Below are 25,803 nucleotides of genomic sequence, written 5' to 3'. Positions count from 1 at the left end.
AAGATGTATAAGGCCTGATGACAACTATCCTAACGAATAGACGCGGCAAAGACAAGGGGGGTCTGGCCGATATATCGGGTCACCCACAACATGGTCTGCCCATCCTTCGAGAGTGTTCCATCGGTCTCGCTGCGCAGGTACTCCGGCCAGTCTACGGAGGCGAGCGGCGTGGATGCGTAGTCGAGATCTCCGCTCCAGATGAGGACGTCGGGAGAACGCACGATCATGTCTGCAGGCGATGCGGCGAAGGGAAGGAGCGCCCGAAAGTCGAAGGAGGCCACGAGCAGAACCTGCAGGGTTTCTGCCTGGAGGAAGGGGCGGGCCAGCAGTATTTCCGGGCCGAGAGGCGTGTCCTGTACGGAAGCGCGCAGATCGCGCGGCAGAGCCTTGGGCGCGGCTTCCAGCAGGGGTGTGTAGTCCACCTGCTTGAGAGGGGTTGGCGGGATGGAGGCTCCCAGCGTCCCATCGGGAGCGACAAGCGCGAGTCCGGACAGCCACGGGAAGCGGCGCAGAAGCTCGTTTGCGGTCTGCATGTCCGGCGGTGCGGACAGAGCGTCAAGAGCCTTTTCCAGCTTGGACAGCTCTTCATCGATGGTCATGACCCGCTGGACAAGGCGCTGTTCCGGGTCTTCAAGAACTGTGCGGTCTCCGGTATCGAGCGAAGCCGGTTTGTTGACGTAGGTGTGGTAGAAACCTTTTGTGCTTTTGTAGGCGTTGTGTACGGGCTGGCATCCGAGGACGGAGACCACAGCCATAACAAGGATACTCATGGCACTGAAACGGAAAAGACTGTACATGCTTCTCTCCCCTGCACGTTCAGGCGCAGGCTCTGTTTTCCAGCCGAACGGCCAGTTCTTCGAGCATGGCCGTCATGGCGGAGACTTCGTCCGCCGGCAGCGCTGAGCTGGCGGAGCGGACATCGAGAGCCTCCAGCCTGGCCCGAATCTCGGAGCGTTCTTCTTCGCTGGTGCAGTTTTTCAGAAGTTCCCGATAAATATTGGCGGCTTCGGCGTATACACCCTGTTCTTCCAGCACGGAGGCCATGGAGCGGGTATGCAGCGAGCATTTTCCACTGACGGAAGCACGGGGCACCGGCTGCGGGGCAGGCCCGGCGGCATGCTCTTCAGCCGCGGACATTTCCCCGGAAAGAGCCGTGAGCAGCGGAGAAAGATCCGGCAGTGCCGCAGCGGTTTCCGTATCTGCAGACGGTTCTTCGTCAAAAACTTCGTCGTCTTCGGGGACAGAATCCAGGCCGTACCAGGGCGTATCTTCGGTCATGACGAAGGCGTGTCCCGCAGCGGCTGTGTCTTCTTTTTTACACTCTGGCGTATCCTGTGGGGAAAGGGACGCCTTTTTCTTAAAAGATGTTTTTTCCGGCTCTGGAACGCCGGATGCCTTTTCCCCGGACGTATCCTGTGGGGCGGCGTCTTCGGCGGACAGGGCGGCGAGTCCCGCGTGGAGGACATCGGCGAGGCCGAGGTTGTTCTTGACCAGGCAGGAGCCGAGGAAGAGCAGCATCGCGGCCTGATCGGGGCGCACTTCCGGCCTGCGGCTCCAAAGTTTCCACAGCGCGGGAGCGTGGGACAATGCTTCGATGATACCGGAAGCTTCCCGTCCTGCGGACTCGTCCTCCCCGGCGTCGTTGAGAAGCTGGATGAGCAGAAGCCGGGCTTCAAGAAATTCGGGATGCATGGCGAGGCCGCTTTTCAGGGCCTGAATGGCTTCGTCCCTGCGATCAAGATCGGCCAGAAAGCGGGCGTAGGGAAGGAAGATCCGGGACTGCGGGTCGAGGGAGAGAACTTCCTGATACCAGAGCGCCTTTTCCGGGCGGGAGGCGCCCGTCAGAGGAGAATCACAGGTCGTGCCGTTCTTCATGGTTTACCGTCCGTTTCCGTGCCTTTCCAGAGGGAGTTTTGCTTTTCCCTTTCAAAAAGATAGAGGATTTCGTTCTTGTGTACATAGTTGAGACGCTGGCGGATGACTTTTTCCACATAGGCCGGGTCGGTCTTGAGCAGCCGTATCTCCCGGCTCAGGGCCATGCGCCGTGCGTTGAGCTTGTCCAGTTCTTCGGAGAGCTGTGCCTTCTGATCCTTGAGAGTCTTCCAGTTGTATGAACCCATGAGGATACGGCTGAAGAGCGTGACGTTGAGCAGCAGCGCCACGATGAGCAGCAGCGTTTTCCAGACAAAGGCGTAGGATCGGCGGGGACGGCTCATGGGAAGCCCTGTTTACACGGCCAGACTGCTGCGCCAGTCGCGGTAGAAGAGATAGAAATAGTTGCAGCCTGAAAAGATGGTGAGGATGAGGGCAATATACAGCACTATCGAGCCAATGAGATGCACGGGCAGTCCCAGGAAGGGAAAGTGGATGAGCAGGGGAATCATGGCGCCGATCTGGAAGCCGGTTTTCCATTTGCCGTACCAGTCTGCGGCGATGATGACGCCCTTGTCCGCGGCCACGGCGCGCAGACCAGTGACGGCGAGTTCGCGGACGATGATGATGACCACAACCCAGGCCGATACCCAGCCGAGACCGACCATTTCAATAAGGATGGAACAGATGAGCAGTTTGTCCGCCAGAGGGTCGAGAAACTTGCCAAAGTTCGTGACCTGCTTTTCACGGCGGGCGATATAGCCGTCCAGAAAGTCAGTGATCGCGGCGGCTGCAAAGAGAATCATGGCAAGCCAGCAGGTGTAGACGTTGGGAAAATGGATAAGCAGAAGGATGGGAACAACGGCTCCTATGCGCATCATGGTGATGCGGTTCGCCCAGCCCATTTTTCTGAAGAAGTGAACCAGTTCCGAAAAAAATTTCATGCCTGCCTCTCTGGAACGGAAATCCTTTTCATAGGTATCACAAGAGCAGGTTCGCGGCAAGGCGAAAGGTACACCGCCGGGCGGAAAAGCCGGGAAAAGGGCGGGGACGCAGAAATCGCCCTTTTGAGCGCGGCGGCGCAGAAGCCCGGCATACGCCGAAAAGCTCATTGGTACGCCGAACAGGCTTTCCGTTCTCGGTGCGGCCGGACGGAAATCATGGCACAACATATTCTTGACTTGATGCGGATGATTGAGCGAAACTGACACCGCACTCCCGGCCGGGCTGTGGCCGGAGCAGTCGGGCTTCCAGCCCAAAGGATAGTTCCTTGTTGAGAAGAAAATCGTCCTATAGTTCTTCAGGAAAGAGCCTGGGTTCCGGGCTTTCCGTGATGGCCATGCTGATTATTCTGGCCGCTGCCGGAGCGGGGGCCTATTTTCTGATGCGTGATCTCAGCGGACCCGTGGTGACGCTCTCGCTCACCGGCGACCGCATCGGGCTTGTTCGTACCGTCGAAGTCGGACTGGACGACAAGTCCGGCGTCAAAAGCGTGTCCGTCGTTGTCCGCCGCGGAGCCAAGTCCATGGATGTACTCAGGCAGAATTTTCCCGGACTCGAGCCGCGGCAGAAGATCTCCTTCCAGCTCAAGGAAACGCAGCTTCCGGAAGGATCCTTTGAACTTGAAGTGCGTGCGGTGGACGGTTCCTTTGCCGGTTTCGGCAAGGGCAACGCCACGACGCTCACCAGAAAGCTGATTCTCGATTCCCGGCCTCCGCGCATCGCGGTCCGCACGGGGGCTCCGGCCATCTACCGCGGCGGCAGCGCACTCATCGTGTACACGCTCTCTGAGGACGTGTCGAAGTCCGGTGTCAGACTGGGCGAACTGTTCTTCCCCGGCTATCGTCAGGCGAACGGCTCCTACGCCTGTTTGTTCCCCTTTCCCGTTGAAATGGCCGTGAACGAGTATCGTCCGGAAATCATGGCTCAGGATCTGGCGGGCAACGTCACCTCCAGCCGTCTCCTCATCCATGCCGGCAGCCGCAATTACCGCGCTGATACGCTGAATATTCCGGAGTCCTTCCTCAACTTCAAGGCCGATGAGCTGGCCCAGCTCTGCCCGGATATGCCTGCGCCCCTGGAACAGTATCTCTGCGCCAACAGCAGGGTGCGCGAAAGCAACGACAAGACGCTGCTCGCCGTGGCCGCCGATCCAGGAAACGTGACGGATCATTTTCTGTGGAGCGGGCGTTTTCAGCGTCTGCCCCGTTCTGCGGTCAAGGCCAATTTCGGCGACTTTCGCACCTATGTGGACGGGAACCGTCAGAAGATTGACGAACAGCGGCACATGGGGCTGGATCTCGCTTCCGTGGCCAGAGCGGATGTCCCCGCTGCACAGAGCGGCCGCGTGATCTGGGTGGACTATCTGGGCATACACGGGCAGATGATCCTCATCGATCATGGCATGGGACTGATGACGCAGTATTCTCACCTCAGTGAGTATCTGGTGAAGGTCGGGGACATGGTCAAGGCAGGGGACATCATCGCGCATACGGGCACAACCGGGCTGGCCGGGGGCGATCACCTGCACTTCGGCGTCCTCGTGGGCGGTGTGCCGGTACAGCCGCTGGAATGGCTGGATCCTGTCTGGGTACGCAACAATATCATTTCACGACTGAACATCCTTTCCTGACCACGTCCGAACGGCACGAGCCGTCTGCCGCCGCCCGCCGCAGAGGAAATCCCGTTCCTGCGTGGGGGCAGAGCGGAGGCCCTTGCCTTTTCAGGAATTTGCCATGAACTACCGAGGCCCCCATATTTCCATTTCTCCTGAGTATGTGGTTAACCGCATTCTCAAAATCAATCTGGACGAGTTCGCCCGCTGGCCTCAGAGTGTGCGCAAGCTCGCTGCCGACATAGCTGAGGAGCTTTTTCTCGTCGCCTACAATCCCTTTATTTCCGATTCCGCCGTCAAGGCCAGCGTGGCCGCGCATTACAGCAGTGAATCCCAGTCTCTGGCCCACCAGTACGCCATGGCCATCAGTGAAGGCATCACCATGTTCTGGAGCGCGCACGAAGCGGAAAAGCTGTTCTGCAAAGAGCTGGAAGAGCGCCTGTCCGCCATCATGCCGGATGACTGCATTCTGCGCCGCCGGGGAGCGCTGGTAGCCGCCGCCACCGACGCCACGGATCTGCGCATGGAGCTGCCCCTTCTGGTGGTGGAGCCGGAGACCCCGGAACAGATCAGTGCGCTGGTGAAGCTGGCCAACGAAATGAAGTTCGCCATCGTTCCCCGCGGCGGGGCTTCGGGGCTGACCGGCGGGGCCGTTCCCGCGCGCAGGCGTACCGTCATTGTGAGCACCACCCGCCTGACGGCGCGTTCCATCAACAGGGCGGCACTGTCCATGACCTGTCAGGCTGGCGTGATCACTCAGGACGCCATCGACTTTGCGGCTTCGCAGGGCCTGCTGTTCACCGTGGATCCCGCCTCGAAGACGGCTTCCACCATCGGCGGCAACGTGGCCGAGAATTCCGGCGGGCCGTACTGCTTCGAGTACGGAACCACCATCGACAACCTGCTTTCCTGGACTATGGTCACTCCCACGGGCGAGATCATCCGCATCGAGCGTGTAGGGCATCCCGGGCACAAGATTCTTCCCGATGAGGACGTGGAATTTCTGGTGAAGGATCTGTCCGGGGGCGTGCGCAGCCGTATCCGCCTCACCGGTATGGACATCCGGCATTCCGGACTTGGCAAGGATGTGACCAACAAGTTGCTGGGCGGACTGCCCGGACTTCAGAAGGAAGGTATTGACGGCATTGTCACCGAGGCGACCTTCACCCTGCATCCCCGGCCTTCGCTTTCGCGGGTCATGGTGCTGGAATTTTACGGGCGTTCCATGGTTCCCGCCGCCGAGCTTGTGGGCAAGGTCGTGGAACTGCGCGACCGCATCCGCGGCGAGGGCGGCGATGTGCGCGTTTCGGCTCTGGAAGAGTTCAATTCCAAATATGTGCAGGCCATAGGCTATCAGCGCAAATCCGATCGCCACGATACGGATCCCATTTCCGTCATCATCGTGCAGGTGGACGGCAACGACGCCGAGCTTCTCGACAGCACGGTAAAAGCCATTTACGCGCTTGCCGGCGAGGACAACCCCTATGTGTTCGCGGCCATCGCACGGGACGGCAAGGAAGCCGCCGAGTTCTGGGAGGACAGACACCGGCTTTCAGCCATAGCCAGGCGCACGTCAGGCTTCAAGATGAACGAGGACGTCGTGCTGCCCATGAAGAGCATTCCGGCCTTTGCCCACTATCTCGAAGGGGTGAACGTCATCACCACGGCTGCCGCCTACCGCTATGCACTTCAGGAGCTTTCGCGGCTTCAGGGCTTCCCCATGGATGACCCGGAGTTCAACGCCGAATTTTCCTTTGCTTCACACACGGCAGGCAGCGAGACGGACGACCTTGATCCCGAACTCATGGACATCGACGTGGAAAACCGCGCCGTCGCCTGGCTGGAAGCACAGAAGAAGCGCTTTCCGAGACTGGAAGCGAGCATCGCCGGCATCATCGACTACATGCTGGCGAGCCGCATCGTTGTGGCCAGCCACATGCACGCCGGGGACGGCAACTGCCATGTGAACATCCCCGTTAATTCCAATGACCTGCGCATGGTGGAGCAGGCCGAGGAGGCGGCCATGCACGTCATGTCCCGGACGCAGGAACTGGGCGGCGTGGTCTCAGGGGAACACGGCATAGGCATCACCAAGGTCGCCTTTCTGGATTCCCGGCAGATGGAGAAGCTCCGCGAGTTCAAGCAGGGCGTGGACCCCATGGATCTGCTGAACCCCGGAAAGCTCGTGACCCGCAGGCTGCCGGTGCGTCCCTTCACCTTTTCGTTCAACCGGCTCATCGCGGACATCCGCGAGTCCGGCCTGCCCGACAAGGAATGCCTCATCCGACTGCTGTCCAACGTCCAGATCTGTACGCGCTGCGGCAAGTGCAAGCAGGTCTGCCCCATGGTCTTTCCGGAACGTTCCTTCCAGTACAATCCCCGCAACAAGAATATGATTCTTGGTGCCATCGCCGAGGCCATCTACTATTCTCAGATGACCAGCGGCCGCCCCGAACCGGAGCAGCTTGAGGAACTGCGCTCGCTCATGGAGCACTGCACCGGCTGCGGGCGCTGCACGTCCGTGTGCCCGGTAAAGATCGACTCTCCCGCTGTGGCACTGAGCTCTCTTGCCTATGTGAAACAGGAAGGTCTGGGAGGACACCCCGTCAAGGCCGAGGTGCTTAAGGCGCTCAGCTCGGATCCGGCGAGACGCCTTCCGCCCTTTGCCAAGGCCGCAGCGCTGGGGCAGAAGGTGATGAACCAGCTCGTTCCGCTGGTTCCCGCCGTGTGGCGGGAGCGCATCGCTTCTCCGCTGTTCTCCGGCAAGGGACCTGGGCTGGGCATGGTCAGCATGTACGAAAGCCTGCGCCTGGATCGGAACGCCGCGGCCCATATGTTTCTGCCCGTGAACGGAGACGCTTCCCCAAAGGAAGTCCTGCGGGAACGCGTGCCCGCCGTGCTGTTTTTCCCCGGCTGCGGGGGCGGTCTGTTCTATCGGCGCATCGCGCTGGCGTCGCTGGCTCTGCTCATGCGCGCAGGAATAGCCGTGGTCATGCCCGGCCGCCATCTGTGCTGCGGCTATCCGCTGCTGTCTTCCGGCTGCGCGGATCTGTACGAGGAGAATTTGCAGCGGAACCGGCACGCACTGGCGGAAACCGTCAAACGCGCTTCCGAAGCGGGCTTCGACGTCCAGATGCTGGTCACGGCCTGCGGAACCTGCCGGGAATCCCTCATGCGGCACGGCCTCACGGGCGCGGACGGCAGCGTGCTGGATCATCGCGACATTGTACAGCTTCTGGTGGAACGCCTGCCCCACGGGCAGACGCTCAGCGACGAACGCATCATCTATCATTCCGCGTGCCATTCGTCGTGGTCAGGGGTCAAGGCGACCAAGGACGGCGGCAAGTCCGCCCGCGCTCTGGAACGCCTCACCGGAGCCTCCATACTCCTGAACACCGGCTGCTGCGGGGAATCCGGCACCGGTGCGTACACTACCCCGAAAATTTACAACGTCCTGCGCGAGCGCAAGCGTGCCCGGCTTCAGCAAGCTCTTGCGGGCTATGCGCCGGAGGCTCCCATACTTGTGAGCTGTCCTTCCTGCAAGATTGGCATCGCCCGCACACTCATGAGCATGGACGCCAGACATCCGGCGCGGGGCAAGGGCGAGGTTCTCGAGGAGCAGGGCGGAACCTCCGCCATCGATACCCACCGTCCCGTGCTGCATCATTCGGAATGGCTGGCGGAAGTGCTCATGGGCAGGGACTGGCTCACGGCGTTCAAGTCGGCGATGGCACCGGTGGAAGGTTGTCAGGATGTACACAGCGTAACTGTGAAGACCGCTGTATCAGAGCGTGAAGTCCGCACGGTTTGGGACTATGGAACGGGAGATCTTGCTTATCGGCGCTGACGGCGGGGCCGCAAGACACTGCCGTCTCGTCCGCTGCCGTCCCGAAGCCTCGGCGGTGATCCTCCTCTGCGGGGACGATCGCTTCCTGCTGGGAGACGTGCGGCGTCTGGCTCCCAACTGGTTCTTTGCCCTGCGGGAGGGGGAAGCGGCACTTCTCGGCACGGCTCCCGATACGCCCGTGGACGTGTTCTGCCGGGTCTTCATCCCTGAAAAGCGGCCTCAGGACGCAGGCTTCAGGCTGGACAGTCTCATTGTCGTGGCGCACGAGTCCGGGCGGGCGCTGGAAACACGGCGGCCCGGCGCGCCGGTCGTGCCCCTGGTGCAGCGCTGAAACTGAGGGCTAGAAGAGCGGAAGATCGAGGCTGAGCAGCGCCTGACGCTGGGTGAGCCAGAACAGGGCCGCGCACACGGCAAGGAAGGCGTATTCCGCAAAGCTTCCCGTACGGCACAGCTTCAGCGAGAAACGGCGGCCGCCGAAGGGCAGGACAGGTACGCCTTTCGTTGTACACATATCCAGCAGAACGTGCGTGAACGCCCCAAAGGCGAAGCCGGTAAGGAGCGTGTCCGGCACGGGACCGAGGCAGCCCGCGTGGGCGAACACCCAGAGGGTGAGCCACCAGCCGAACCAGTGGGACGTCCTGCGGTGCGACTGATTGAACGCACGCTGTCGGGAGAAGGAGAAGGCGGCTCGTTTCTGGTCAAGGACATCGGGAAAGACGGAGCCTGCCCAGACGGCGGCAAGAGAGGCCAGCGGCTGATGCAGGGCGAAGGCGGCCATGACGGCGACGCTTTGATGGGTGATCCATTTCATAGGCTTAGAGGCTGCCAAGCATCAGGGAAAGGATCAGAAACGCGCCTGCGATGGCCAGAGCGATGCAGATCGTGCGGACAAGGCTTTCCCGTTCCTCCCGGATTTCTTCGCTGAGTCTGGCGGCGTGATGGCTCCTGGCTTCCCGTGCCACATTTGCGGGAACCACGGTCTTGCCGATGGGGAAAAGGGCAAGTTCGGCGAATTTGACGTGCTGCCAGGCAAAGGGAATGCCGATGATGGTGAAGGCCAGGGACACGGCAACGGCAAGATGGCCGAGCGCTATCCAGAGTCCGGCGAAGAGAAACCATACGGCGTTGCCCACGGCCCCAGGCAGACCCGTTCCCAGATCCTCCCTGCCATAGACAATGTCACGGGGGACGGCCTCATAGCCGAAGGGCAGAAAGGCAAAGCCCGCCATGACGAAGCAGGCACGGCCCCAGGGCAGCCCTATGACGCTCAGGCAGGCCAGTACGCCGAAGCCGAGCCAGGTCAGCGCCATGCTCCAGCCGCCGAAGAGTATCCAGAGCAGATTTCCGAGAACGTGCATGATTTCCTCCTGTACGCGCCTTTCGGGCGCATGGTGTCAAGTATAGCCTGTGGCTGCGCTCCCCGCAAGCGGAACCGGATGAGCGCCGGAGGGCTTTTCCGCTTGCCTGAAGCCTGCTCATGAAGTATCATGAAACTGTTTTATGGATTTTTTCAAGGGGAGCGTGGCATATGCAGCACACCAGCATTCGCGAAGCGCTGGCTTCTGCCGGGCCGTGCGCCGGCATCACGGTCTGTGGCTGGGTGAGGACACGGCGGGATTCCAGAGATTTTACCTTTCTTGAACTGAACGACGGTTCCTGCCTGAAGAATCTTCAGTGCATTGTGGATGCGGGCACGGAAGCGTGGAATGCCCTTGAGGGAGTGAATACCGGCGCAGCCGTGAGTCTCTCCGGAGATCTCGTGGAATCACCGGGCAAGGGCCAGAAATGGGAGGTCCATGCCACGGCGATGCACGTCTTCGGCCTGGCCGACCCCGCGGCTTTTCCGCTTCAGAAAAAGCGCCATTCCGATGAATTTCTGCGCACCATCGCGCACCTGCGCCCGCGCACCAACAAATACGGTGCGGCCTTCCGCATCCGTTCCGAGGCGGCGCTGGCTGTCCACGACTACTTCCGCGGTCTTGGCTTCCACTATGTCCATGCCCCCATCCTCACCGGCTCCGACTGTGAGGGGGCTGGCGAAATGTTCCGCGTGACGACGCTGCCCGTGGACGGCGGGCCGAAGCCTGCTTCGGGAAACGTGTTCGAGAACGATTTCTTCGGCAGACAGGCCAGCCTGACAGTCTCCGGCCAGCTCGAAGCCGAGGCTCTGGCCACGGCACTGGGGCGCGTCTATACCTTCGGCCCGACCTTCCGCGCCGAACATTCCAACACACCCCGGCACGCCGCCGAATTCTGGATGGTCGAACCGGAAGCCGCCTTCAACGATCTTCGGGACAACATGGACCTGGCGGAAGGACTTATCCGGCATGTGGTCGGCCATGTGCTGGACACCTGCCCCGATGACGTGGGACTCTTTGACAGATTTGTGGCGCCCGGCCTCCTGGATTCCCTCGCGCGCATCCGCGGGGACGGCTACGCCCGCGTTTCCTACCGCGAGGCCATCGGACTGCTTCAAAAGAGCGGCAGGAACTTTGAATATCCGGTATCCTTCGGATCAGACCTTCAGACCGAACACGAACGTTTCCTTGCCGAGGAATACTTCCATGCTCCGGTAACGGTCTACGACTACCCCAAGGACATCAAGGCGTTCTATATGCGCATGAACGACGACGGCGAGACCGTGGCCGCCATGGATCTGCTGGTGCCGCGCATTGGCGAGCTTGTGGGCGGCAGCCAGCGTGAAGAACGCCTTGACCGCCTGACCGCCCGCATCGAGGAACTGGGCCAGCGCCCCGAGGATTACTGGTGGTATCTGGATTTGCGGCGCTTTGGCTCCGTGCCCCATTCCGGCTTCGGCATGGGCTTCGAGCGCCTCATCATGCTGCTCACCGGCATTGCCAACATCCGCGACGTCATCCCCTTCCCGCGCACAACGGGTTCTCTGGAGTTCTGATGCGCGCCATGACCGAACGCCGGAGGGCGAAGATCGAAACCGTGCTTCGCCAGCGCCAGAAAGGGCTGACGCTGATCATGGACAATGTCTGGGATCCGCACAACGTCTCCGCCATCTACCGCAGTTGCGACGCCTTCGGGGTGCCGGAAGTCCATCTCTACTACACGCGCTGCGCCTTCCCCCAGCTCAGCCGCAAGACGTCGGCTTCGGCGTTCAAGTGGGTGGGGACGGTGCGCCATTCCAGCCGGGAAGAACTGGCGGAAGCCCTGCGATCTCAGGGAATGCGCATCCTTGCGACGAGCTGTTCGCCGGCGTCCCGGCCTCTGACCTCCTGCGACTTTACGCAGCCCACGGCCATCGTCATGGGCAACGAGCACACGGGCGTGTCGCCGGAACTGCTTCCGCTTGTGGACGGAGAAGTCTATATTCCCATGTATGGCATGGTGCAGAGCTTCAACGTGTCCGTGGCGTCCGCGCTCATCCTCGCCGAAGCGTCGCGCCAGAGAGCTGCCGCAGGCATGTATGGGCGGACACTCTGGACTGAGGAAGAATATGCGGCAAGGCTGAACGCCTGGCTGGAAAAAGCCTAGAGCGGCGGCACACCTCGAACGTGCATTGGCAAAGATTTTGGAGCAGGCATGATGTTCGATTCCGATCTGCGAAAACTGCTCATCCGCGCACAGCGCATAGCCATCATCGGCGCCAAGGACAACCCCGGTGCGCCGGTGGAGCATGTGGGGCGCTACCTGCTCAATGCCGGCTATGAGGTCATGCCCGTACACCCAGTGCGCCGGCAGGCGTGGGGGCTTGCCGCGGCACACAGCATCGCCGAACTGCCCGAACGCGGCTTCCAGCCGGATATCGTCTGTCTCTTCCGCGCCCAGCAGTACTGCGAGGGCCATGCCCGCGAGGTGCTGGCCCTGCCGCAGAAGCCTCTCCTCTTCTGGATGCAGGAAGGCATCCGCAGCCCCGAAGCGGGGGCGCTTATGGCCAAAGCGGGCGTGGCCGTGGTCGAGGACAGGTGTCTTGAGACCGTGCACCGGCACTTTTTCCCCGGCAGAACGGAGACGTTTTCCTGCCGGCGCTGCGGCAAGTGCTGCGAAGGACGGGGCGGCATAGTGGTGGGGCCGCGGGATCTTCCCCGCCTCTGTGCGCATTTCCGCCTGCCGCCGGAAGAGGTCTTGGTGCGCTATACAGAGCGCATGGCCGGAAAGACCGTACTGCGCTGCGGCGAGGACGGCTTCTGCCTGTTTTTCAAGGCGGGCGCGGGCTGTTCCATCCATCCGGCGCGGCCTTCCGTGTGCCGGGCCTGGCCGTTTTTCCGGGGCAATCTGGTGGACGAGGTGAGTTTCGCCATGGCCCGCGAGGACTGCCCGGGCATCAGCCGCACGGCTTCTCACCGGGAGTTTGCCCTGGAGGGAATGCGCTACCTTGAGGAGTACCGGCTGAAAGCGCACGATATTCATACCGAGGGCCGGGCGCTCATCGTGGAAGAGGACGAGCTGCCCCGGACGTGAGAGTTTTCCCGCGCCACAGGTGCGGGCGGGCCGCTGAATGCGGCATGGCAGACAGCGCCGCGGCGTGCGGCGCGACGTTCACAGGGCGGGCTTCCGCCCCGTGCCCGGAAGGACGACGGGCATGGAAACGACACCGAGGATACTGATGAACATTCTTATCTTTGGACCAAACGGAAGCGGCAAGGGGACCCAGGGCGCGTTGCTCATGGAGAAGTACGGCATTCGGCACATCGAATCCGGAGCAGTGTTCCGCCAGCACATAAGCGGAGGCACGGAGCTGGGCAGAAAGGCAAAAGGCTACATCGACCGCGGCGAGCTGGTGCCCGATGACATCACCATCCCTATGGTGCTGGACATCCTGAAGGCCCAGGCCGGCAAGGGCTGGCTTCTGGACGGCTTTCCCCGCAACATGGAACAGGCCCGCAAACTCCACGAGGCGCTGACGCAGGCCGGCATGAAGCTGGATTACGTTGTGGAGATACTCCTGCCCCGCAAGACCGCCCGTGAGCGCATCATGGGCCGCCGTCTCTGCGTGAACAACAACAATCATCCCAACAACATCTTCATCGACGCCATCAAACCGAACGGCGAGGTGTGCCGCGTCTGCGGAGGCGCGCTGAAGACCCGTCCTGATGACCAGGACGAGGCCGCCATCAACAAGCGTCACGACATTTATTACGATGAGAAGAATGGGACGCTTGCCGCCGCCTACTACTTCAAAGATCTTGCCGCCAGGGGCGAAACCGCCTACATCGAACTTGACGGCAGCCGCACCATCGGCGAGATTCGCGCCGACCTGCTCGCCAAGCTGAACTAAGCGCCTTCGGCGGATGAAAAAGACCGGTTCCTGAGTGAGGGGGCCGGCCTTTTGTTATGGACGGAATGCGACTGATGAGCAATTCCGCGAAACTGAAGGAGCCGCGGGTTTCCGCCGAAAAGAAAAAGTTCTTAGGCCCGCTTTGCTTCTTTCGCATAGGTGCGGACGGAGAAGGCGAACACCATCACGGAAAGGAGGAGGAAGATCAGAAGAAACATCAGTGCCAGACGCAGTCCTTCAGCGCCGCCGCCGAACATATCGGAAAACAGCCCCACAAACAGAGGCCCCCACGCACCGCCGGTCAGGTAGACGATTCCGCCCATAAGGCCGCAGGCTCCGCTGCGGAACCTGTCTTCCACAACATCCTGAACCATGGTGAAATAGATGGGCAGGGGCATCATGGTGAGCAGACCGTCGAACAGACCGTAAGCGAAGAGTACGGGCAGGGATGCTCGGCCGACCATGCAGTACAGGGCGAGCTTTGAAGCCGCTACGATGCTGAGGCAAAGGATAATGGCGTAGGCACGGCCGGAGGCGCTGTGCCTGTTGAACCAGTCGGAAAAGGCACCGCCTATGAGCGGGCCGCCGATGCCCATGAGCAGGAAGGCTCCGGCCATGAGCCCGGCCATCCAGGGAGAAAGTCCGTCGTAGCTGCGCAGCAGAAGAACGGGCAGCCATGTCTGATAGGCGAATTTCGCGATGCAGTAGAAGCCTGCGCCGAGGCCGCAGAGAAGCAGCGTACGTATCTTGAGCAGTCCCGGCAGACTGCGGAAATAGTTTTTTCCTGCCGGAGTCTGATGGTCGGGCAGGCATGGGATCGCCAGGGTGCAGAACAGCCCAGGCAGCAGGAACAGGAAGAAGGGTATACGCCAGCTTCCCGTCAGCGCGAGGAGAGCGCCTCCGAGAAGCGTACCCAGAGCCATGCCGAGGGGTGCACTCATCTGAAATATGCCGATGATGCGCCCGCGTTTTTCCGCAGGGAAGAACGAGGAGAGCCAGCCGGTGCCGCCTGCGCCTGTGGAGGCTTCGTTGATACTGCCAAGGGCACGTGCGCCGATGAGATGCAGCAGGCCGGAAGCTGTTCCGGTAAGGGTCATGGCGCAGGTCCACAGCGCTGCGGCCAGAGTGAGCATACGCCGGCGCCCCAGAATGTCGCAGAAGGCGGCTCCCGGGATGATAAGGAAAATCAGGGTGATGAGCAGTACGGAATGCAGCAGGCCGAGCTGAGCGTCCGAGAGGCAGAGGTCGGCCTTCAGGGCGTCGCCTACGATGCCCAGCACGGAACGATCCATGAAATTCATACTGTAGAGAAGGACAAGAACGGGAAGCAGATAGCGGGAATCCAGTTTTTTCATAGTCGTATTGCCTGGCGAAAAGGATGAACGAAGAAGACCTGCGGGCATTTCAGAAGCAACGTTTCGTTGAAGTATACCAGGAACGGGATACAGTGCAAGCATCGCCGGTCTTCCCTGGCCTTTTCCCGTCCTGCGGGAAAAGGCCGGGGAAGACAGAGCAAGAAAGCCGCGGCGGTCTGTTCAGTCGGCCGTCAGAGCAGCATGGTGAGCGGAAACTTGTACGCGATGGATCCCGTGGGACAGGCTATGCGGCAACATCCGCAATGCCAGCACTGAGAGGGATAGGCTACGAATGGTCCGTCTTGTCCCATCTCCAGGATATAGCCGGGGCAACTTTCAACACAGGAACCGCATTCCATGCAGTGACCGCAGTGCATACAGCGTGAGGCTTCCTTCATAGCCTGTTCGGAGGAGAGTCCTCCTTCGAGTTCGTGAAAGGTCAGACCAGGCACGAAGCTGCGCTTTGGCTGCAGCTGCCTGGGAGCGCATTCGTGGTAGTCGATGTTCATCAGCTCTTCCGCGCCCACTGTGTGCGGTGTGACGGGTTGTCCGGACGGTCTTGCCGTCACTTGCTGTTCGGCGTCGAGAAAGATCTCCATATCTTCTTCCGCACCTGTAAGGAAGCGATGGAGAGAAACGGCGGCTTCTCGTCCGGATCTGATGGCGGAGGCCACAAGTCCTGGGCCGGAAGCCATGTCGCCCGCGGCAAACAGGCCCGGAACCGAGGTGCGGAAGCGGTCATCGGTCTGCACCATGCCCCTGGGTGTACGTTCCACCTCCATGCCGTTCAGAACGGTTTCGTCCAGCATAAGTCCGCTTGCGCAGATAACAAAATCCGCATCGAGGTGGAACGGCGGCTCCGCTGCGGGTTCCACATGGAGCACCCCCTTCTCATCAAAGCTGAAAGCGGTTTCCTTTTCCGCCTCCACCAGGAATCGTCCCTGTTCCTGGCAGACCGAACGGCTGAGAAGGGAAGGGTGCAAGATGATGCCTTCGTCATGGGCCTGACGCAGTTCGTCTGCCGGAACTCTCATGCAGGATTCGTTTTCCAGACAGAGGAGATGGACGGAACGTGCGTTGAGCCGTTTGGCGGTAAAGGCGCAGTCGAAGGCCACGCCTCCGCCTCCGAGGATGGCCACGTCCCTTTCTGCAAGATTTTCGCGGTCGAGCGTCATGCGTCTAAGCCACGCCACGGCAGGCTGAAGATGTTCTTTGCCAGGAATATTCAGGATACGTTCCTTCCACAGCCCGACAGCCATGAGACAGGCGTCGTAGCGGCTCAGAAGATCTGCAAGAAAAACGTCGCGCCCCACAGTGACGTTGGTGAATACGGTCACGTTGCCTTCAATGGCGGCTGCTGCCTCGCGATCCACCACATCCTTGGGCAGCCGGAAGTCGGGAATGACCTGCCGGGGCACCCCGCCCATGACTGGAGAACGGTCGTAAACGTCTACGGCATGGCCGAGGAGGGCGGTGAAATGTGCTGCGGAAAGGCCGGCAGGCCCGGCGCCTATGATGGCAACGCGTCTGCCGCTTGAGGGGAGTGGCTTCAGAGTTGCCGTCCTGCCATGGTCGGCGGCAAAGCGTTCCAGACTGCGTATGGTCAGAGCCTCGTCACGACCGGTTCTGTTGCAGACGTCTTCACAAGGGTGGGGACAGACACGTCCCGTTATTCCGGGAAAGGGATTGCGAGTGTGGAGCCACAGCAGTGCTTCGTCCGGCTTTCCTTCCGCAAGAAGGGTATGGACGTTCTGAATGGAATTTCCCAGAAGGCATTTGGCCTCGCAAGGAGACGTGCGCGTCTGACGCAGTTGTCCTGCATGATGAATAAAAAGAGTTTTCAACGCCTTGCTGTAAATAGGGGGCATAGTTTTTTCCTCCCGCCTTTAACGCCAGAATGTCTTCGGGCGGTCGTCTTTCTTGTTCACTACCAGGATTCTGCCTTCGTAGGACGCGTCTTTGTCGGGATAGTCAGACCTGCGGTATACGCTCCGTCCGCTTTCCTTGCGCTGCAGCGTGCATAGTGTTGAAAGCGTACAGCTTTGCAAAAGATGCATTGCTTCATGTACTTTCATGAGTTCATGTATGTTGCGAGCTTCTACATGGTTTTTGCAGGTGCTGATGAATGCAAGTCGATCCAAAGCGATGTTCATGCCGGCTTCGTTGCGTACATAGCCCATGTAGTAGGACATGACTTGCCGGATGGCGGCTTCGAAAGTCTCTTGTGGCAGAGAGTCGCCGGTGACATTCATCGGCGCGAGAATACGGGCGCATTCGGTTTGGATTTCATCTTCAAGATCGTTGAGGTCGATGGCAGGGGAAAGGCGGCGTCCGGCTGAACGTCCGGCCATGTATCCACTGCATAAAGATCCTGAAAATGTATAAAAAACACATCCGTTGTACAGGCCAGGAACGGTAGTTTCATAGTTGTCATTTGTGGCGAGCATACCACTGAATTCTATTTCACCGATCTCAACTTCCATAGGCGCTTTGGCAAAGTCTACGCCGCGTTGTTCACAGTAGTCGAGGAAAGTAGCCTTGTCTCCGGGCATAAGTACATATTGCAGATGGTGCAGAAGGTCAGGCGCGATATGGCGCATTTCCATGTGAAATGGGCCGCGTCCTTCCACAAGTTCACGGTGAGTGCCGTTGATCTGGAACTGCCGCGGACTGTTTTCCATCTGAGGATGATACCGGGACATGAACCGCTCTCCGAGGGCGTTGAGTTCGTGTGCGCCTGAGCCGTTGATACCGTTCATGCCCGCACAGCCGAAGCCTTTGGGAATCAGCGTGGCCTGCTGCTTCACGTCCATGTTGATGATATCCGCTCCGATATCGTAGGCTAGAGCATACTGACTTCCGGTGTTGAACGGACTGTGCCAGGTATTGTACGGATTGCCCGTGGAATTTGTTGTGGCCCGGTTGCAGCTGTTGCCGAGAGCCAGAATGACGGTGGATGCGGAAATGACGTAGCGGGTGCCGTCCAGCACGTTGAAACCTATGGCTCCGGCGATGTGTCCATTTTTTTTCAGCAGGCGGGTGATCATGACGTGATCGAGTACGTCCGCACCCAGTGCGCGCAGTTTTTTGGCAATGAGACGTTTGATTTTCTGCCCTTCGGCGATATTGATGTACCAGGCGGGTTCACCGCGACCGGCCGTGCGCAGATAGCTTCCGTCGGGTTTGTGCAGCAGGCGTACGCCTTCTCCCTCCAGGAATGCTACCATGAGCGGCATGACTTCGCCCCATTCGCGGATCTGTTTTTCTGAAACGCCGGAACCGGGCTTGTTGTGGACTTTTATCAGATCATCGATGGTGTCGTTCGGTTCGTTTGTGCCGAGTACTGCTACGAAATGATCGTTACCGCCGCCGAGACAGCCTGAACTTTCCAGCTTGCCCTTGTCCACCATCAGCGTCTTCACACCGGCTTCACGGGCAGCCAGAGCAGCGCCGCAGCCTGCGGCTCCCGTGCCGAGGATCAGAAGCTCTGTTTCGAGGCGGATGATTTCAGGAATTTTGATCATAAAAGCTCCTGAGTGGTTGTTCCCCGAACGTCCGGATCGGGATTATTTTTGCGGATGACGGCCTGATGTCCGTAAACGAGCGTAAAAATGAGGAGACCGAGAGCATCGGCCCAGATGGTGGGCCAGATGAAAATGATGCCGTCTGCGATCAGCAGAAAGCGGTAGAGCTTGCTGCGCAGCGGGCCGTGCAGGTAGCCTTCCAGTCCGGAGGCCACACAGATAACACCGATGGAGGTAACGGCCGTGGCGTAGAGAATGCTTGGCAGGGAGCCGTCCATGAGCAGGCCCGGGCGGTACATGAACACAAAGGGTACCAGATAGGCCGCAATGGATAGTTTTACCGCCTGAATGCCGGTGCTGTTGGGACTGCCTTCCGAAATGCCGGCTGCGGCGTAGGCTGCTACAGCCACGGGAGGCGTAATGGCGGAAATGGCGGCAAAGTACACGATGAACAGGTGAGCGCTCATAAGGGAGAATTTGAATCCCAGGAGGGCGGGCGCAGCCAGGGTCGCGGTAAGCACATAGGCAGCGGGAACGGGCATACCCATGCCGAGTATGATGCACACCAGTGCGACCATAGCCAGGCAGAGGCCGCTTTGCCCACCGGTAGCGGCGAAGACCAGAGAGGTGAATTTGCCGCCCAGTCCTGTGAGCATGATGCCGCCGATGACCATGCCCGCCGCTGCTGAGGCGTTTGCCACGGTCAGGATGCCGAGACAGGTTTTATGCAGAACGGCGTAGATTTCTCTGATACCCATGCGTCGACCAGGCATGAGCCATGTGATCGCGATGACGGTTGCTGTGGCGCAGAGTCCGACAACGGTGGGAGTCACACGCTCGATGATGAGTACGATCAGCAAGGTGATGGGGACAAGGTAGAGCCAGTTTTCACGCAAAACCTTGCCTGCCGGGGCAACGGGATGTTCATCGTCCGCGATGGGGCGCATCCCCTGCATGACGGAACGATCATGTACCTGGAGCATGAGTGCCGCGTAATAGATAACGGCGGGGATGGCGGCTGCGATGGCAATGTCGATATAGGCTATACCTGCTACATCGACCATGAGAAAAGCCGCAGTGCCCATGATGGGGGGCAGTATTGATGCTCCGGAACAGGCAGATGCAGCCACAGCTCCGGCAAATTCGGGCGTGTAGCCGAGACGCTTCATGAGCGGGATGGTGATGCTGCCAGTAGTCACGACATCGGACACGGGCGAACCGGAGACTGTGCCGTAGAGGGCGGAGGCAATGACGCTGATTTTGGCGGGGCCGCCGCGCATACGTCCGGCAATGGAGGCCGCGAGACTGAAGAAAAATTTGCCGCCGCCAGCGGCGTTGAAGGTATGACCGAAGAGAACAAACATGAAGACGTAGGTACAGGCCACCCCCACCGGAGTGCTGAAAATGCCATCGTAGGTGAAGACCATGCGGTCGAGAAAGGTTGCCAGTGTACAGCCACGGTGTCCCCAATAGCCTGGCAGGTATCTGCCGGCAAAATTATAGACAATGAAGACGAGGATAATACCCAGCAATACGGGTCCGGCGGTGCGCCGGGTGACTTCGAGGACAAGCAGCACGCAGGCGGACGTGACCATCCAGTCTGCCGGAGAGAGTGGATCAACGCCTGTCCAGCGATTGATGATGTCCGTGCCGTTTATGGATAGGTAGATGCCAACGCACAGGCTGAGCGCGGCAAGCAGTATGTCCACGACAGGAACGTTTTCCGATTCCCGGCGTTCCGTCTTCATGGGGGTGAAGCAGAGAAAGGTGAGAGCCGCGGCGAAGGAGACGAAGATGCCGCGCAGGACGTAGGAATCAATGAAGCCGAACGGCGCTCCATACAGTTCCAGTGCCGAAAAAAGGCATACGAGCACGCCTGTAATCTTCGTCCACAGCGGGGACAGATTTCTTCTGCGTCCTTCTTTGAAAAACATTCCTGGTGTCATAGGAGTCTCTCGGGAAAGTGTTGAACTATACTGTCTGCAAGGGTAAACATCCCCGACCCGCAATCGGACGAGAGGTCCGGCGGACATTTTACCGAAAAAAGGGGGGTCATGCCGCCGCGAAGGACGGCATGACCATAGATGCTACTTGTTCAGATTCTTGTAGAATTTTTCCGCAGCGGGATGCATGGGAATGGTGGTATTGGCAGCCATTTGCATAGGCGAAAGATCCTTCAGGTTGGAATGGACGGTGCGCAGGTAGTCGAGGTTTGCGACCATGGCCTTGAGGACGCCTTCCACCAGTTCATCGGGAGTATCCGCGTTGGTGATGAGGAGAAGTTGCGAGGTTACGGTTTTTACGTCTTCCTTCTGGAAGGGATAGGTTCCGGCGGGAATGGTGATGGAGGTCGTGCCCATCTGACGGTTCATCTGCTCTATGACGGCTTCATCCAGCGGAAGCAGGGTCAGTTCATGTTTCTGGCCCAGTTCGAAGAAGCGGCTGGACGGGAACTGGCAGACTTCGATGATGGCGTCCATCTGTCCGGCATCCCACAGATCCATGGATTCCGGGCCGGGAATCTTTTCGATCCTGCCGCCCCAGGATGTGATGTCCTTGTAGGATGCTCCGTAAAGCGCAAGCAGTTTTTCGGAGAGCAGATCCATGACCGTGCCCTGGCGGTTTACGGTGATCTTCAGAGGGTATTTCTTGGCTTTCAGCTCGGCGGCGTCCGCAATGCCGGTCTTTTTATCCATAAAGAACTGTACCGTCTGATAGGGATTGAGTACGGCCACAAGGCGGAGTTTGTCCAGTTTTCCCTTGAAGGGGGCTTCACCGTTGACTGCGCGCAGTGTAAGAATATCCGAAGCGATACCGAACTGCACCTCTCCCCGGTTGACCATGACCTGATTAGGCCCGTCCTTGCCGGGTTCAGTCGTGACACGGGCGCCCTCGAGGCTGCGCCGCACGGTTTCGCCGACGCCTTCGGTGATGATGGCCCACAGACCGCCGGAACCGCCGCCGACAATGGTCAGATCATGGCTGGCTGCTTTCGCCGGCAACGCTGAGGGAAGGGCGAAAACGCCCGCCATGAGGACGCTCAGAAAAGTTCTGGTAAAAGAATTCATGTTCCCTCCTTAGGAGTTTTTTCATATTGTCAGGTTTAAAGGAAAAGAGCTATAAGGAAAAATATTTTTTAATCGGGTTATTCATATCGGAAAAATATAGATAAAAACAGCAGATTCTATATACTCCCGTACTCAGGAGGCGCGCACCGCAGGGGCCTCCTTCGGTGAAAACGGGAACCTCTGCATCGGGAGAAGTCATGGATTTTAAGCGACTGGAATATTTTTGTACGCTGGTGGAGTTCGGCTCCTTCAGTAAGGCAGCAACTTCTCTGCATATTTCTCAGCCGCCGTTGTCCCAGCGCATCAAGGAACTGGAGGAAGAGCTGGGCGTCACGCTTATCCACCGCACGAGCAGAAGCTTCCAGGTAACGCCGGCCGGGGAGAAACTGTACCACAAGGCACAGTTCATTCTGTCCTATATTCACAGCATGGAAAAGGATTTTCTCCACATAGGGAAGCCGGTTTCCGGCCTGGTACGTATGGGAGTATGCCCGCCCTGCAATTCACTGTTGCTGTCTTCCCTGCCCGAGCTTCAGGAGAAGTTCCCTCAGTTGACCTTTCGGGTCTGGATCATGGACAATCAGAGTCTGGAGAGGCACATGCAGGAAGTACACCTGGATTTCTGTCTCGTTCAGCTCCCGCTTATCAATCAGAATTATAAGATTGTGCGCCTGCGTTCTTCGCCCTTTTGTGCCGTGTATGGCCGAGGGTTGTGTCCGCCCCCAGGAAAGACGCTGGTGGACGCACGGGATTTTCACGGTGTGCCGCTCCTGCTTTCCCGCAGAAGAGACGGTGGAGGCAGTTATAACGTTCTTATGCGCACCTTCCAGATGGAAGGTGTGATCCCCCACATACTGCTGGATACTCAGGACAGTCGTATTCTGCTGGAACTTCTGAAAAACGGACTTCGGGCCGTGACGATCTTGCCTGAAAGTGAGATAGGCCCGGACAGCGGTTTGGAAACGCGGAGGCTGAATTTCGGCACACTGGAGACGCTTCCCGTGATCATCGTACTTCGGCAGGCGTATCTTTCTCACGCAGCCTTCAGTGTGCTGCGCTTTCTTTATGAAAAATATCGCGATTCCGATGACAGAAAGGACTATCTTTCCCTGCTTTTTGAGGAAGACTGAAAGGCAGGAGAACAGGCTCCTCTTTCGGCTGTGTGCCTGGAAATCCACGAACTGCGCCTTGTGCCAAGAGGCGTGGAGGAGCAGAGTCGGGCGCAAGCCTAGGAATTGGTACAAATCCCTCCCAGGCGCAGGAGCAACGCTCTGAAGGGGTTTGCCTTCCTGGTTGAACTCGTGAAGGTCTCCCCCTGGAAAAACGTGAAAAAGGGAGTCTTCCGCTTAAAGAGTCAATGTTCAGGAAATATCCTCCCCCCCTCAGCGGTGCAGCACGGTGGAACTCCAGCAGAGCAGTGAACCGCAGACCACCACGAGGACGCCGAGCCAGAAGGAGGCGTCGAGACTGGCGTCTATCCAGACAACGGCGAAGAGGCAGGAGAGTACGGGTGTGAAGTAGGACGCCACGCCAAGCAGAGTGATGCTGCCCCTGGTGACGCCGTAGCTCCAGGCGGCATAGGCCGAACCCATGGCCACCGTGCCCAGTCCGAGACTGAGCCAGCCTCTGACGGAAGCGTGGCCGAGGTCGCCGAAGCCCAGCAGCCATGCGCCGGTGAAGATCAGGGCGTCGAGGGCGAAGACGATGACCGTGGGGTTCTGCCCGCGGGACCAGGCCCGGGTGAGATTGGAGTAGACGGCCCAGGCCATGGCTCCGAGAAAGGCCATGAGGTAGCTCCACGGGTTCTGCCGGACATGCGTCCAGATGAGATCCGGCTGTATGCCTTCCTTGCCGCCCAGAACCAGCATGACGCCCAGAAAACTGATGATCACGCCCGGCGCCATCCACCAGCGGGCCTTCTGTCCGTTGAAGACGACGGCGAAGAGCACGACGAGGCAGGGCCAGAGGTAATTGACCATGCCCACTTCCACCGTCTGCGCTCCGCCGTCGGAGAGGTACAGGGAGGAGCAGAAGCACAGGGAACAGACGTTGGCCATGGGAAGTCCGAGCAGGAGGTACTTCCGTGGAAAGGCGCTCAGCTTCGGCAGTCCCAGGAAGAACGTGAGGTAGAGGCACACAGCCCAGCTCAGCAGGCTGATTCCGGCGGCCAGCCCGAAGGATTCCGTGATGCTGCGGGTCAGCCCTACGGACATGCCCCAGCAGAGAGGGGCAAGCAGACCGATGAGCGTGGCTTTGCAGGCGGAGTCAAGTCGCATGGCAAGTCCTTGAACGATAAACGCAGCAGGCGCAGGTGTGTTTTTCGCAGAAAAGCGGCGCGCAGGCAACTGCCGGGCTGGTGAAAAAAGAGCACATCAAGGCATTTTTCCTATTGACAGGAAGCGGGGATGAGTTTAAATTCAAATTTAGATTAGTGAAGGAATCCGGTTTTTCCTTCAGGGACACATTTCGCTCATGGCGCTCTTTGGGAATATCACCTCTCCATTTCTGAAGATGCGCAGTGCCGTGCGACAGGTCGGGCGGTGCGGGGCATGAAAGAGATACGCATGATTCCCGCCATCCTGTCCTTCGGCTGTGAAAGTTCTGGGGCTGCTCCGTCCGCGTGCCCCAGCTTTCCTTTTTAAGCGAGTTTTTCCAGCACCCTTCCTGGTGTCGTCCCCTTTTTTCAGACACTCCTGTGTGGACGAGCGGCTCCGCCCTGTGATAAGGAGTTCCCTGATGATCTTCTTCTCCAAAAAGAAAACTTCCCGCGAGGACGGTGAAGCCACGCGGCGGCACATTCTGGAAACGGCGGTGCGTCTTTTTGCCGAACACGGCTATGCGGATACCACCAGCAAGATGATCTGCCGCGAGGCCGGAGTGAACATGGCCTCGGTCAATTACCACTTCGGCAGCCGTGACGATCTTTACCGAGCCGTGCTCGATGACGTCCACAATCAGATTGTGAACATGTCGAAAATGGTGCGCATCACCTCCGCGGACACCACGGCCGAAGAAAAGCTCTCCCGCGTGCTGGAGGCTTACCTCGAGGCGGTGTTCAACGGGGAAGGCTGGCACATGCGCATCTGGGCCCACGAACTTACCATGCCTTCTCCCATGGGCGGGCTGGCCTTTCTGGAGGGAACCTTTCCCAAGGAAGAGAGCATCCTGAGTCTGCTTTCCGAGGTCACGGGCATTCCCCATGACGCGCCGGAGCTTCAGTGCTGCATCATTTCCGTCATGGCCCCGTACCTGCTCATGCTGTGCGTGCAGCGGAACATGGCCCGTTCGCTTTCGACCATCTTTGAATACGACAGGGAAGACGTGAACCGGCACCTCAACGGACTGCTGCTTTCCGGCATCCGTGCCTACGGCGAAAAGTACGCGCGCGGGGAGCTTCCGGCCTTCGCTCCGCCCCGGATCCATGAAGCCGCTCCTGATGGGAAGAAAGGGGCCTGAATCTTGCGCTTTCTTGCCGTGTTTCTTGTGCTGTTCTGCCTGAGCTTGCCGGCGGGAGCGGCGTCTTCTGCGCCTTCTGTGGAAGTCATGGCCGGAGCCATGATCATGACAGGTTTCCGGGGAACGTCCGTGCCGGAGCCTTTCCTCGAAGCCGTGCGCAAGGGGCGCGTGGGCGGGGTGATCCTCTTTGACCGCGATGTGACAAGCGGTTCTGCGCGGAATATCGCCTCCCCGCAGCAGGTGGCGCGGCTCACCGCGACCCTTCAGAAGCAGGCTCCCCGGCCTTTGTTCATCGCCGTGGATCAGGAAGGCGGGCAGGTGCGCCGGCTGATGCCCGTCCGCGGCTTCATGAATCTGCCCTCGGCGCGGGAGATGGCAAGCCTGCCGGCAAAGGAAATCTTCCGCCTTGGACAAAGGGCCGGGCGAGAGATGGCCCGCGTGGGCATCAATGTGGACCTCGCACCGGTGGTTGATATACAGAGCAGCAGGCAAAGCCCGGGACTCGGCGACATGGGCCGGATGTTCGGGACGAACGCCGCTGCGGTTTCACGCCTGGCACTGGCCTTTGCCGCCGGACTTGAAGACGGCGGAGTTCTTCCGGTGCTCAAGCATTTTCCCGGGCTGGGCAGCGCCGTGCTGGATTCGCATCACGAGCTTCCCGATGTTACCCGGACCTGGCGCAGCTGCGAGCTTTTTCCATACAGCGAAGCCTTCCGGCAGGGGTGGAAGGGGATGGTGCTCGTGGGGCATGTGTATCACGCCGGACTGGACAAAAAACTGCCCGCTTCCCTGTCTCCCGCAGTGATTGAGAAGCTCCTG

At 59.5% G+C, this 25,803-nt stretch carries 22 protein-coding genes and 1 pseudogene; 11 read left to right on the top strand and 12 right to left on the bottom strand.

All coding sequences use genetic code 11. From position 1 onward, the window contains the following. Window positions 1-29 precede the first annotated feature (29 nt). From Q0Z94_RS01990 to pgsA, 4 genes are read right to left on the bottom strand one after another with little or no spacing between them, the layout of a single operon-like run. A complete protein-coding gene (locus Q0Z94_RS01990) occupies window positions 30-797 on the bottom strand; it encodes a hypothetical protein (protein WP_298067170.1) in 768 nt (255 codons plus the stop codon). A 19-nt stretch (window positions 798-816) separates the two neighbouring features. Further along, window positions 817-1,875: a hypothetical protein gene (locus tag Q0Z94_RS01985; RefSeq protein WP_298067169.1), complete on the bottom strand. Its 1,059-nt coding sequence runs from the start codon at window positions 1,873-1,875 to the stop codon at window positions 817-819. Then, a complete protein-coding gene (locus Q0Z94_RS01980; RefSeq protein ID WP_298067167.1) occupies window positions 1,872-2,216 on the bottom strand; it encodes a septum formation initiator family protein in 345 nt (114 codons plus the stop codon). The genes Q0Z94_RS01985 and Q0Z94_RS01980 overlap by 4 nt, the downstream gene beginning before the upstream one ends. Window positions 2,217-2,228: 12 nt before the next feature. Continuing rightward, entirely contained in the window at window positions 2,229-2,816 is a 588-nt protein-coding gene (pgsA, locus tag Q0Z94_RS01975; protein WP_298067166.1) for a CDP-diacylglycerol--glycerol-3-phosphate 3-phosphatidyltransferase, read from the bottom strand. Between the two features lie 326 nt (window positions 2,817-3,142). On the opposite strand from pgsA, the gene Q0Z94_RS01970 reads away from it, so the two are divergent. The 3 genes from Q0Z94_RS01970 (at window position 3,143) to Q0Z94_RS01960 (ending at window position 8,664) form a co-directional block, all read left to right on the top strand. Continuing rightward, complete coding sequence (locus Q0Z94_RS01970) at window positions 3,143-4,504, top strand: M23 family metallopeptidase (RefSeq protein WP_298067165.1); 1,362 nt, start codon at window positions 3,143-3,145, stop codon at window positions 4,502-4,504. 103 nt (window positions 4,505-4,607) lie between these two features. Then, window positions 4,608-8,333: an FAD-binding and (Fe-S)-binding domain-containing protein gene (locus Q0Z94_RS01965; protein WP_298067162.1), complete on the top strand. Its 3,726-nt coding sequence runs from the start codon at window positions 4,608-4,610 to the stop codon at window positions 8,331-8,333. After that, window positions 8,302-8,664 (top strand): hypothetical protein, encoded by a 363-nt coding sequence (locus tag Q0Z94_RS01960; RefSeq protein WP_298067161.1) that lies wholly within the window; start codon window positions 8,302-8,304, stop codon window positions 8,662-8,664. The genes Q0Z94_RS01965 and Q0Z94_RS01960 overlap by 32 nt, the downstream gene beginning before the upstream one ends. A gap of 9 nt (window positions 8,665-8,673) precedes the next feature. Here the strand turns inward: Q0Z94_RS01960 and Q0Z94_RS01955 are convergent, their stop codons facing one another. Continuing rightward, a complete protein-coding gene (locus Q0Z94_RS01955) occupies window positions 8,674-9,144 on the bottom strand; it encodes a metal-dependent hydrolase (protein ID WP_298067160.1) in 471 nt (156 codons plus the stop codon). A 4-nt stretch (window positions 9,145-9,148) separates the two neighbouring features. After that, entirely contained in the window at window positions 9,149-9,691 is a 543-nt protein-coding gene (locus tag Q0Z94_RS01950) for a YccF domain-containing protein (RefSeq protein WP_298067158.1), read from the bottom strand. Between the two features lie 170 nt (window positions 9,692-9,861). Between Q0Z94_RS01950 and asnS the strand changes: the two genes are divergently transcribed. The 5 genes and pseudogenes from asnS (at window position 9,862) to Q0Z94_RS01925 (ending at window position 13,581) form a co-directional block, all read left to right on the top strand. After that, complete coding sequence (asnS, locus tag Q0Z94_RS01945; protein ID WP_298067156.1) at window positions 9,862-11,247, top strand: asparagine--tRNA ligase; 1,386 nt, start codon at window positions 9,862-9,864, stop codon at window positions 11,245-11,247. After that, complete coding sequence (locus Q0Z94_RS01940) at window positions 11,244-11,837, top strand: TrmH family RNA methyltransferase (RefSeq protein ID WP_298067224.1); 594 nt, start codon at window positions 11,244-11,246, stop codon at window positions 11,835-11,837. The genes asnS and Q0Z94_RS01940 overlap by 4 nt, the downstream gene beginning before the upstream one ends. 48 nt (window positions 11,838-11,885) lie before the next feature. Continuing rightward, window positions 11,886-12,275: pseudogene (locus Q0Z94_RS01935) on the top strand (CoA-binding protein); the annotation flags it as partial. Next, window positions 12,249-12,764, top strand: coding sequence for a YkgJ family cysteine cluster protein (locus tag Q0Z94_RS01930; protein ID WP_298067223.1), 516 nt, complete (start codon window positions 12,249-12,251; stop codon window positions 12,762-12,764). The pseudogene Q0Z94_RS01935 and the gene Q0Z94_RS01930, both read left to right, overlap by 27 nt. A gap of 145 nt (window positions 12,765-12,909) precedes the next feature. Then, the gene (locus Q0Z94_RS01925; RefSeq protein ID WP_298067222.1) at window positions 12,910-13,581 is read left to right on the top strand and encodes an adenylate kinase; all 672 of its coding nucleotides are present in this window, start codon (window positions 12,910-12,912) and stop codon (window positions 13,579-13,581) included. 131 nt (window positions 13,582-13,712) lie between these two features. Here the strand turns inward: Q0Z94_RS01925 and Q0Z94_RS01920 are convergent, their stop codons facing one another. The 5 genes from Q0Z94_RS01920 to Q0Z94_RS01900 all read right to left on the bottom strand — a co-directional run bounded on the left by Q0Z94_RS01920 (window position 13,713) and on the right by Q0Z94_RS01900 (window position 21,528). Continuing rightward, a complete protein-coding gene (locus Q0Z94_RS01920) occupies window positions 13,713-14,936 on the bottom strand; it encodes an MFS transporter (RefSeq protein ID WP_298067155.1) in 1,224 nt (407 codons plus the stop codon). A gap of 191 nt (window positions 14,937-15,127) precedes the next feature. Further along, the gene (locus tag Q0Z94_RS01915; RefSeq protein ID WP_298067153.1) at window positions 15,128-16,804 is read right to left on the bottom strand and encodes an FAD-dependent oxidoreductase; all 1,677 of its coding nucleotides are present in this window, start codon (window positions 16,802-16,804) and stop codon (window positions 15,128-15,130) included. Between the two features lie 18 nt (window positions 16,805-16,822). Further along, entirely contained in the window at window positions 16,823-18,460 is a 1,638-nt protein-coding gene (locus Q0Z94_RS01910) for an FAD-binding protein (RefSeq protein WP_298067151.1), read from the bottom strand. Then, entirely contained in the window at window positions 18,457-20,394 is a 1,938-nt protein-coding gene (locus Q0Z94_RS01905) for a TRAP transporter fused permease subunit (protein WP_298067149.1), read from the bottom strand. Before Q0Z94_RS01905 ends, Q0Z94_RS01910 begins: the two co-directional genes overlap by 4 nt. Before the next feature lie 153 nt (window positions 20,395-20,547). Continuing rightward, window positions 20,548-21,528 carry a TAXI family TRAP transporter solute-binding subunit gene (locus tag Q0Z94_RS01900; RefSeq protein ID WP_298067147.1) on the bottom strand — a complete coding sequence of 327 codons (981 nt, stop codon included), beginning with the start codon at window positions 21,526-21,528 and terminating at the stop codon, window positions 20,548-20,550. A gap of 197 nt (window positions 21,529-21,725) precedes the next feature. On the opposite strand from Q0Z94_RS01900, the gene Q0Z94_RS01895 reads away from it, so the two are divergent. Further along, window positions 21,726-22,658 (top strand): LysR family transcriptional regulator, encoded by a 933-nt coding sequence (locus Q0Z94_RS01895; RefSeq protein ID WP_298067146.1) that lies wholly within the window; start codon window positions 21,726-21,728, stop codon window positions 22,656-22,658. A gap of 252 nt (window positions 22,659-22,910) precedes the next feature. Here the strand turns inward: Q0Z94_RS01895 and yddG are convergent, their stop codons facing one another. Next, entirely contained in the window at window positions 22,911-23,804 is an 894-nt protein-coding gene (yddG, locus tag Q0Z94_RS01890) for an aromatic amino acid DMT transporter YddG (protein ID WP_298067145.1), read from the bottom strand. A 460-nt stretch (window positions 23,805-24,264) separates the two neighbouring features. Between yddG and Q0Z94_RS01885 the strand changes: the two genes are divergently transcribed. Both Q0Z94_RS01885 and Q0Z94_RS01880 read left to right on the top strand, forming a co-directional pair. Beyond that, the gene (locus Q0Z94_RS01885) at window positions 24,265-24,984 is read left to right on the top strand and encodes a TetR/AcrR family transcriptional regulator (protein ID WP_298067142.1); all 720 of its coding nucleotides are present in this window, start codon (window positions 24,265-24,267) and stop codon (window positions 24,982-24,984) included. 3 nt (window positions 24,985-24,987) lie between these two features. Next, window positions 24,988-25,803: glycoside hydrolase family 3 N-terminal domain-containing protein (locus tag Q0Z94_RS01880; protein WP_298067138.1), on the top strand; the 816-nt coding region annotated here is incomplete at its 3' end.

Origin of the sequence: uncultured Mailhella sp. (assembly GCF_947631555.1) — a bacterium.
In the GTDB taxonomy this organism is placed as follows: domain Bacteria; phylum Desulfobacterota; class Desulfovibrionia; order Desulfovibrionales; family Desulfovibrionaceae; genus Mailhella.
This window is presented reverse-complemented; position numbering and strand designations above follow the sequence as displayed.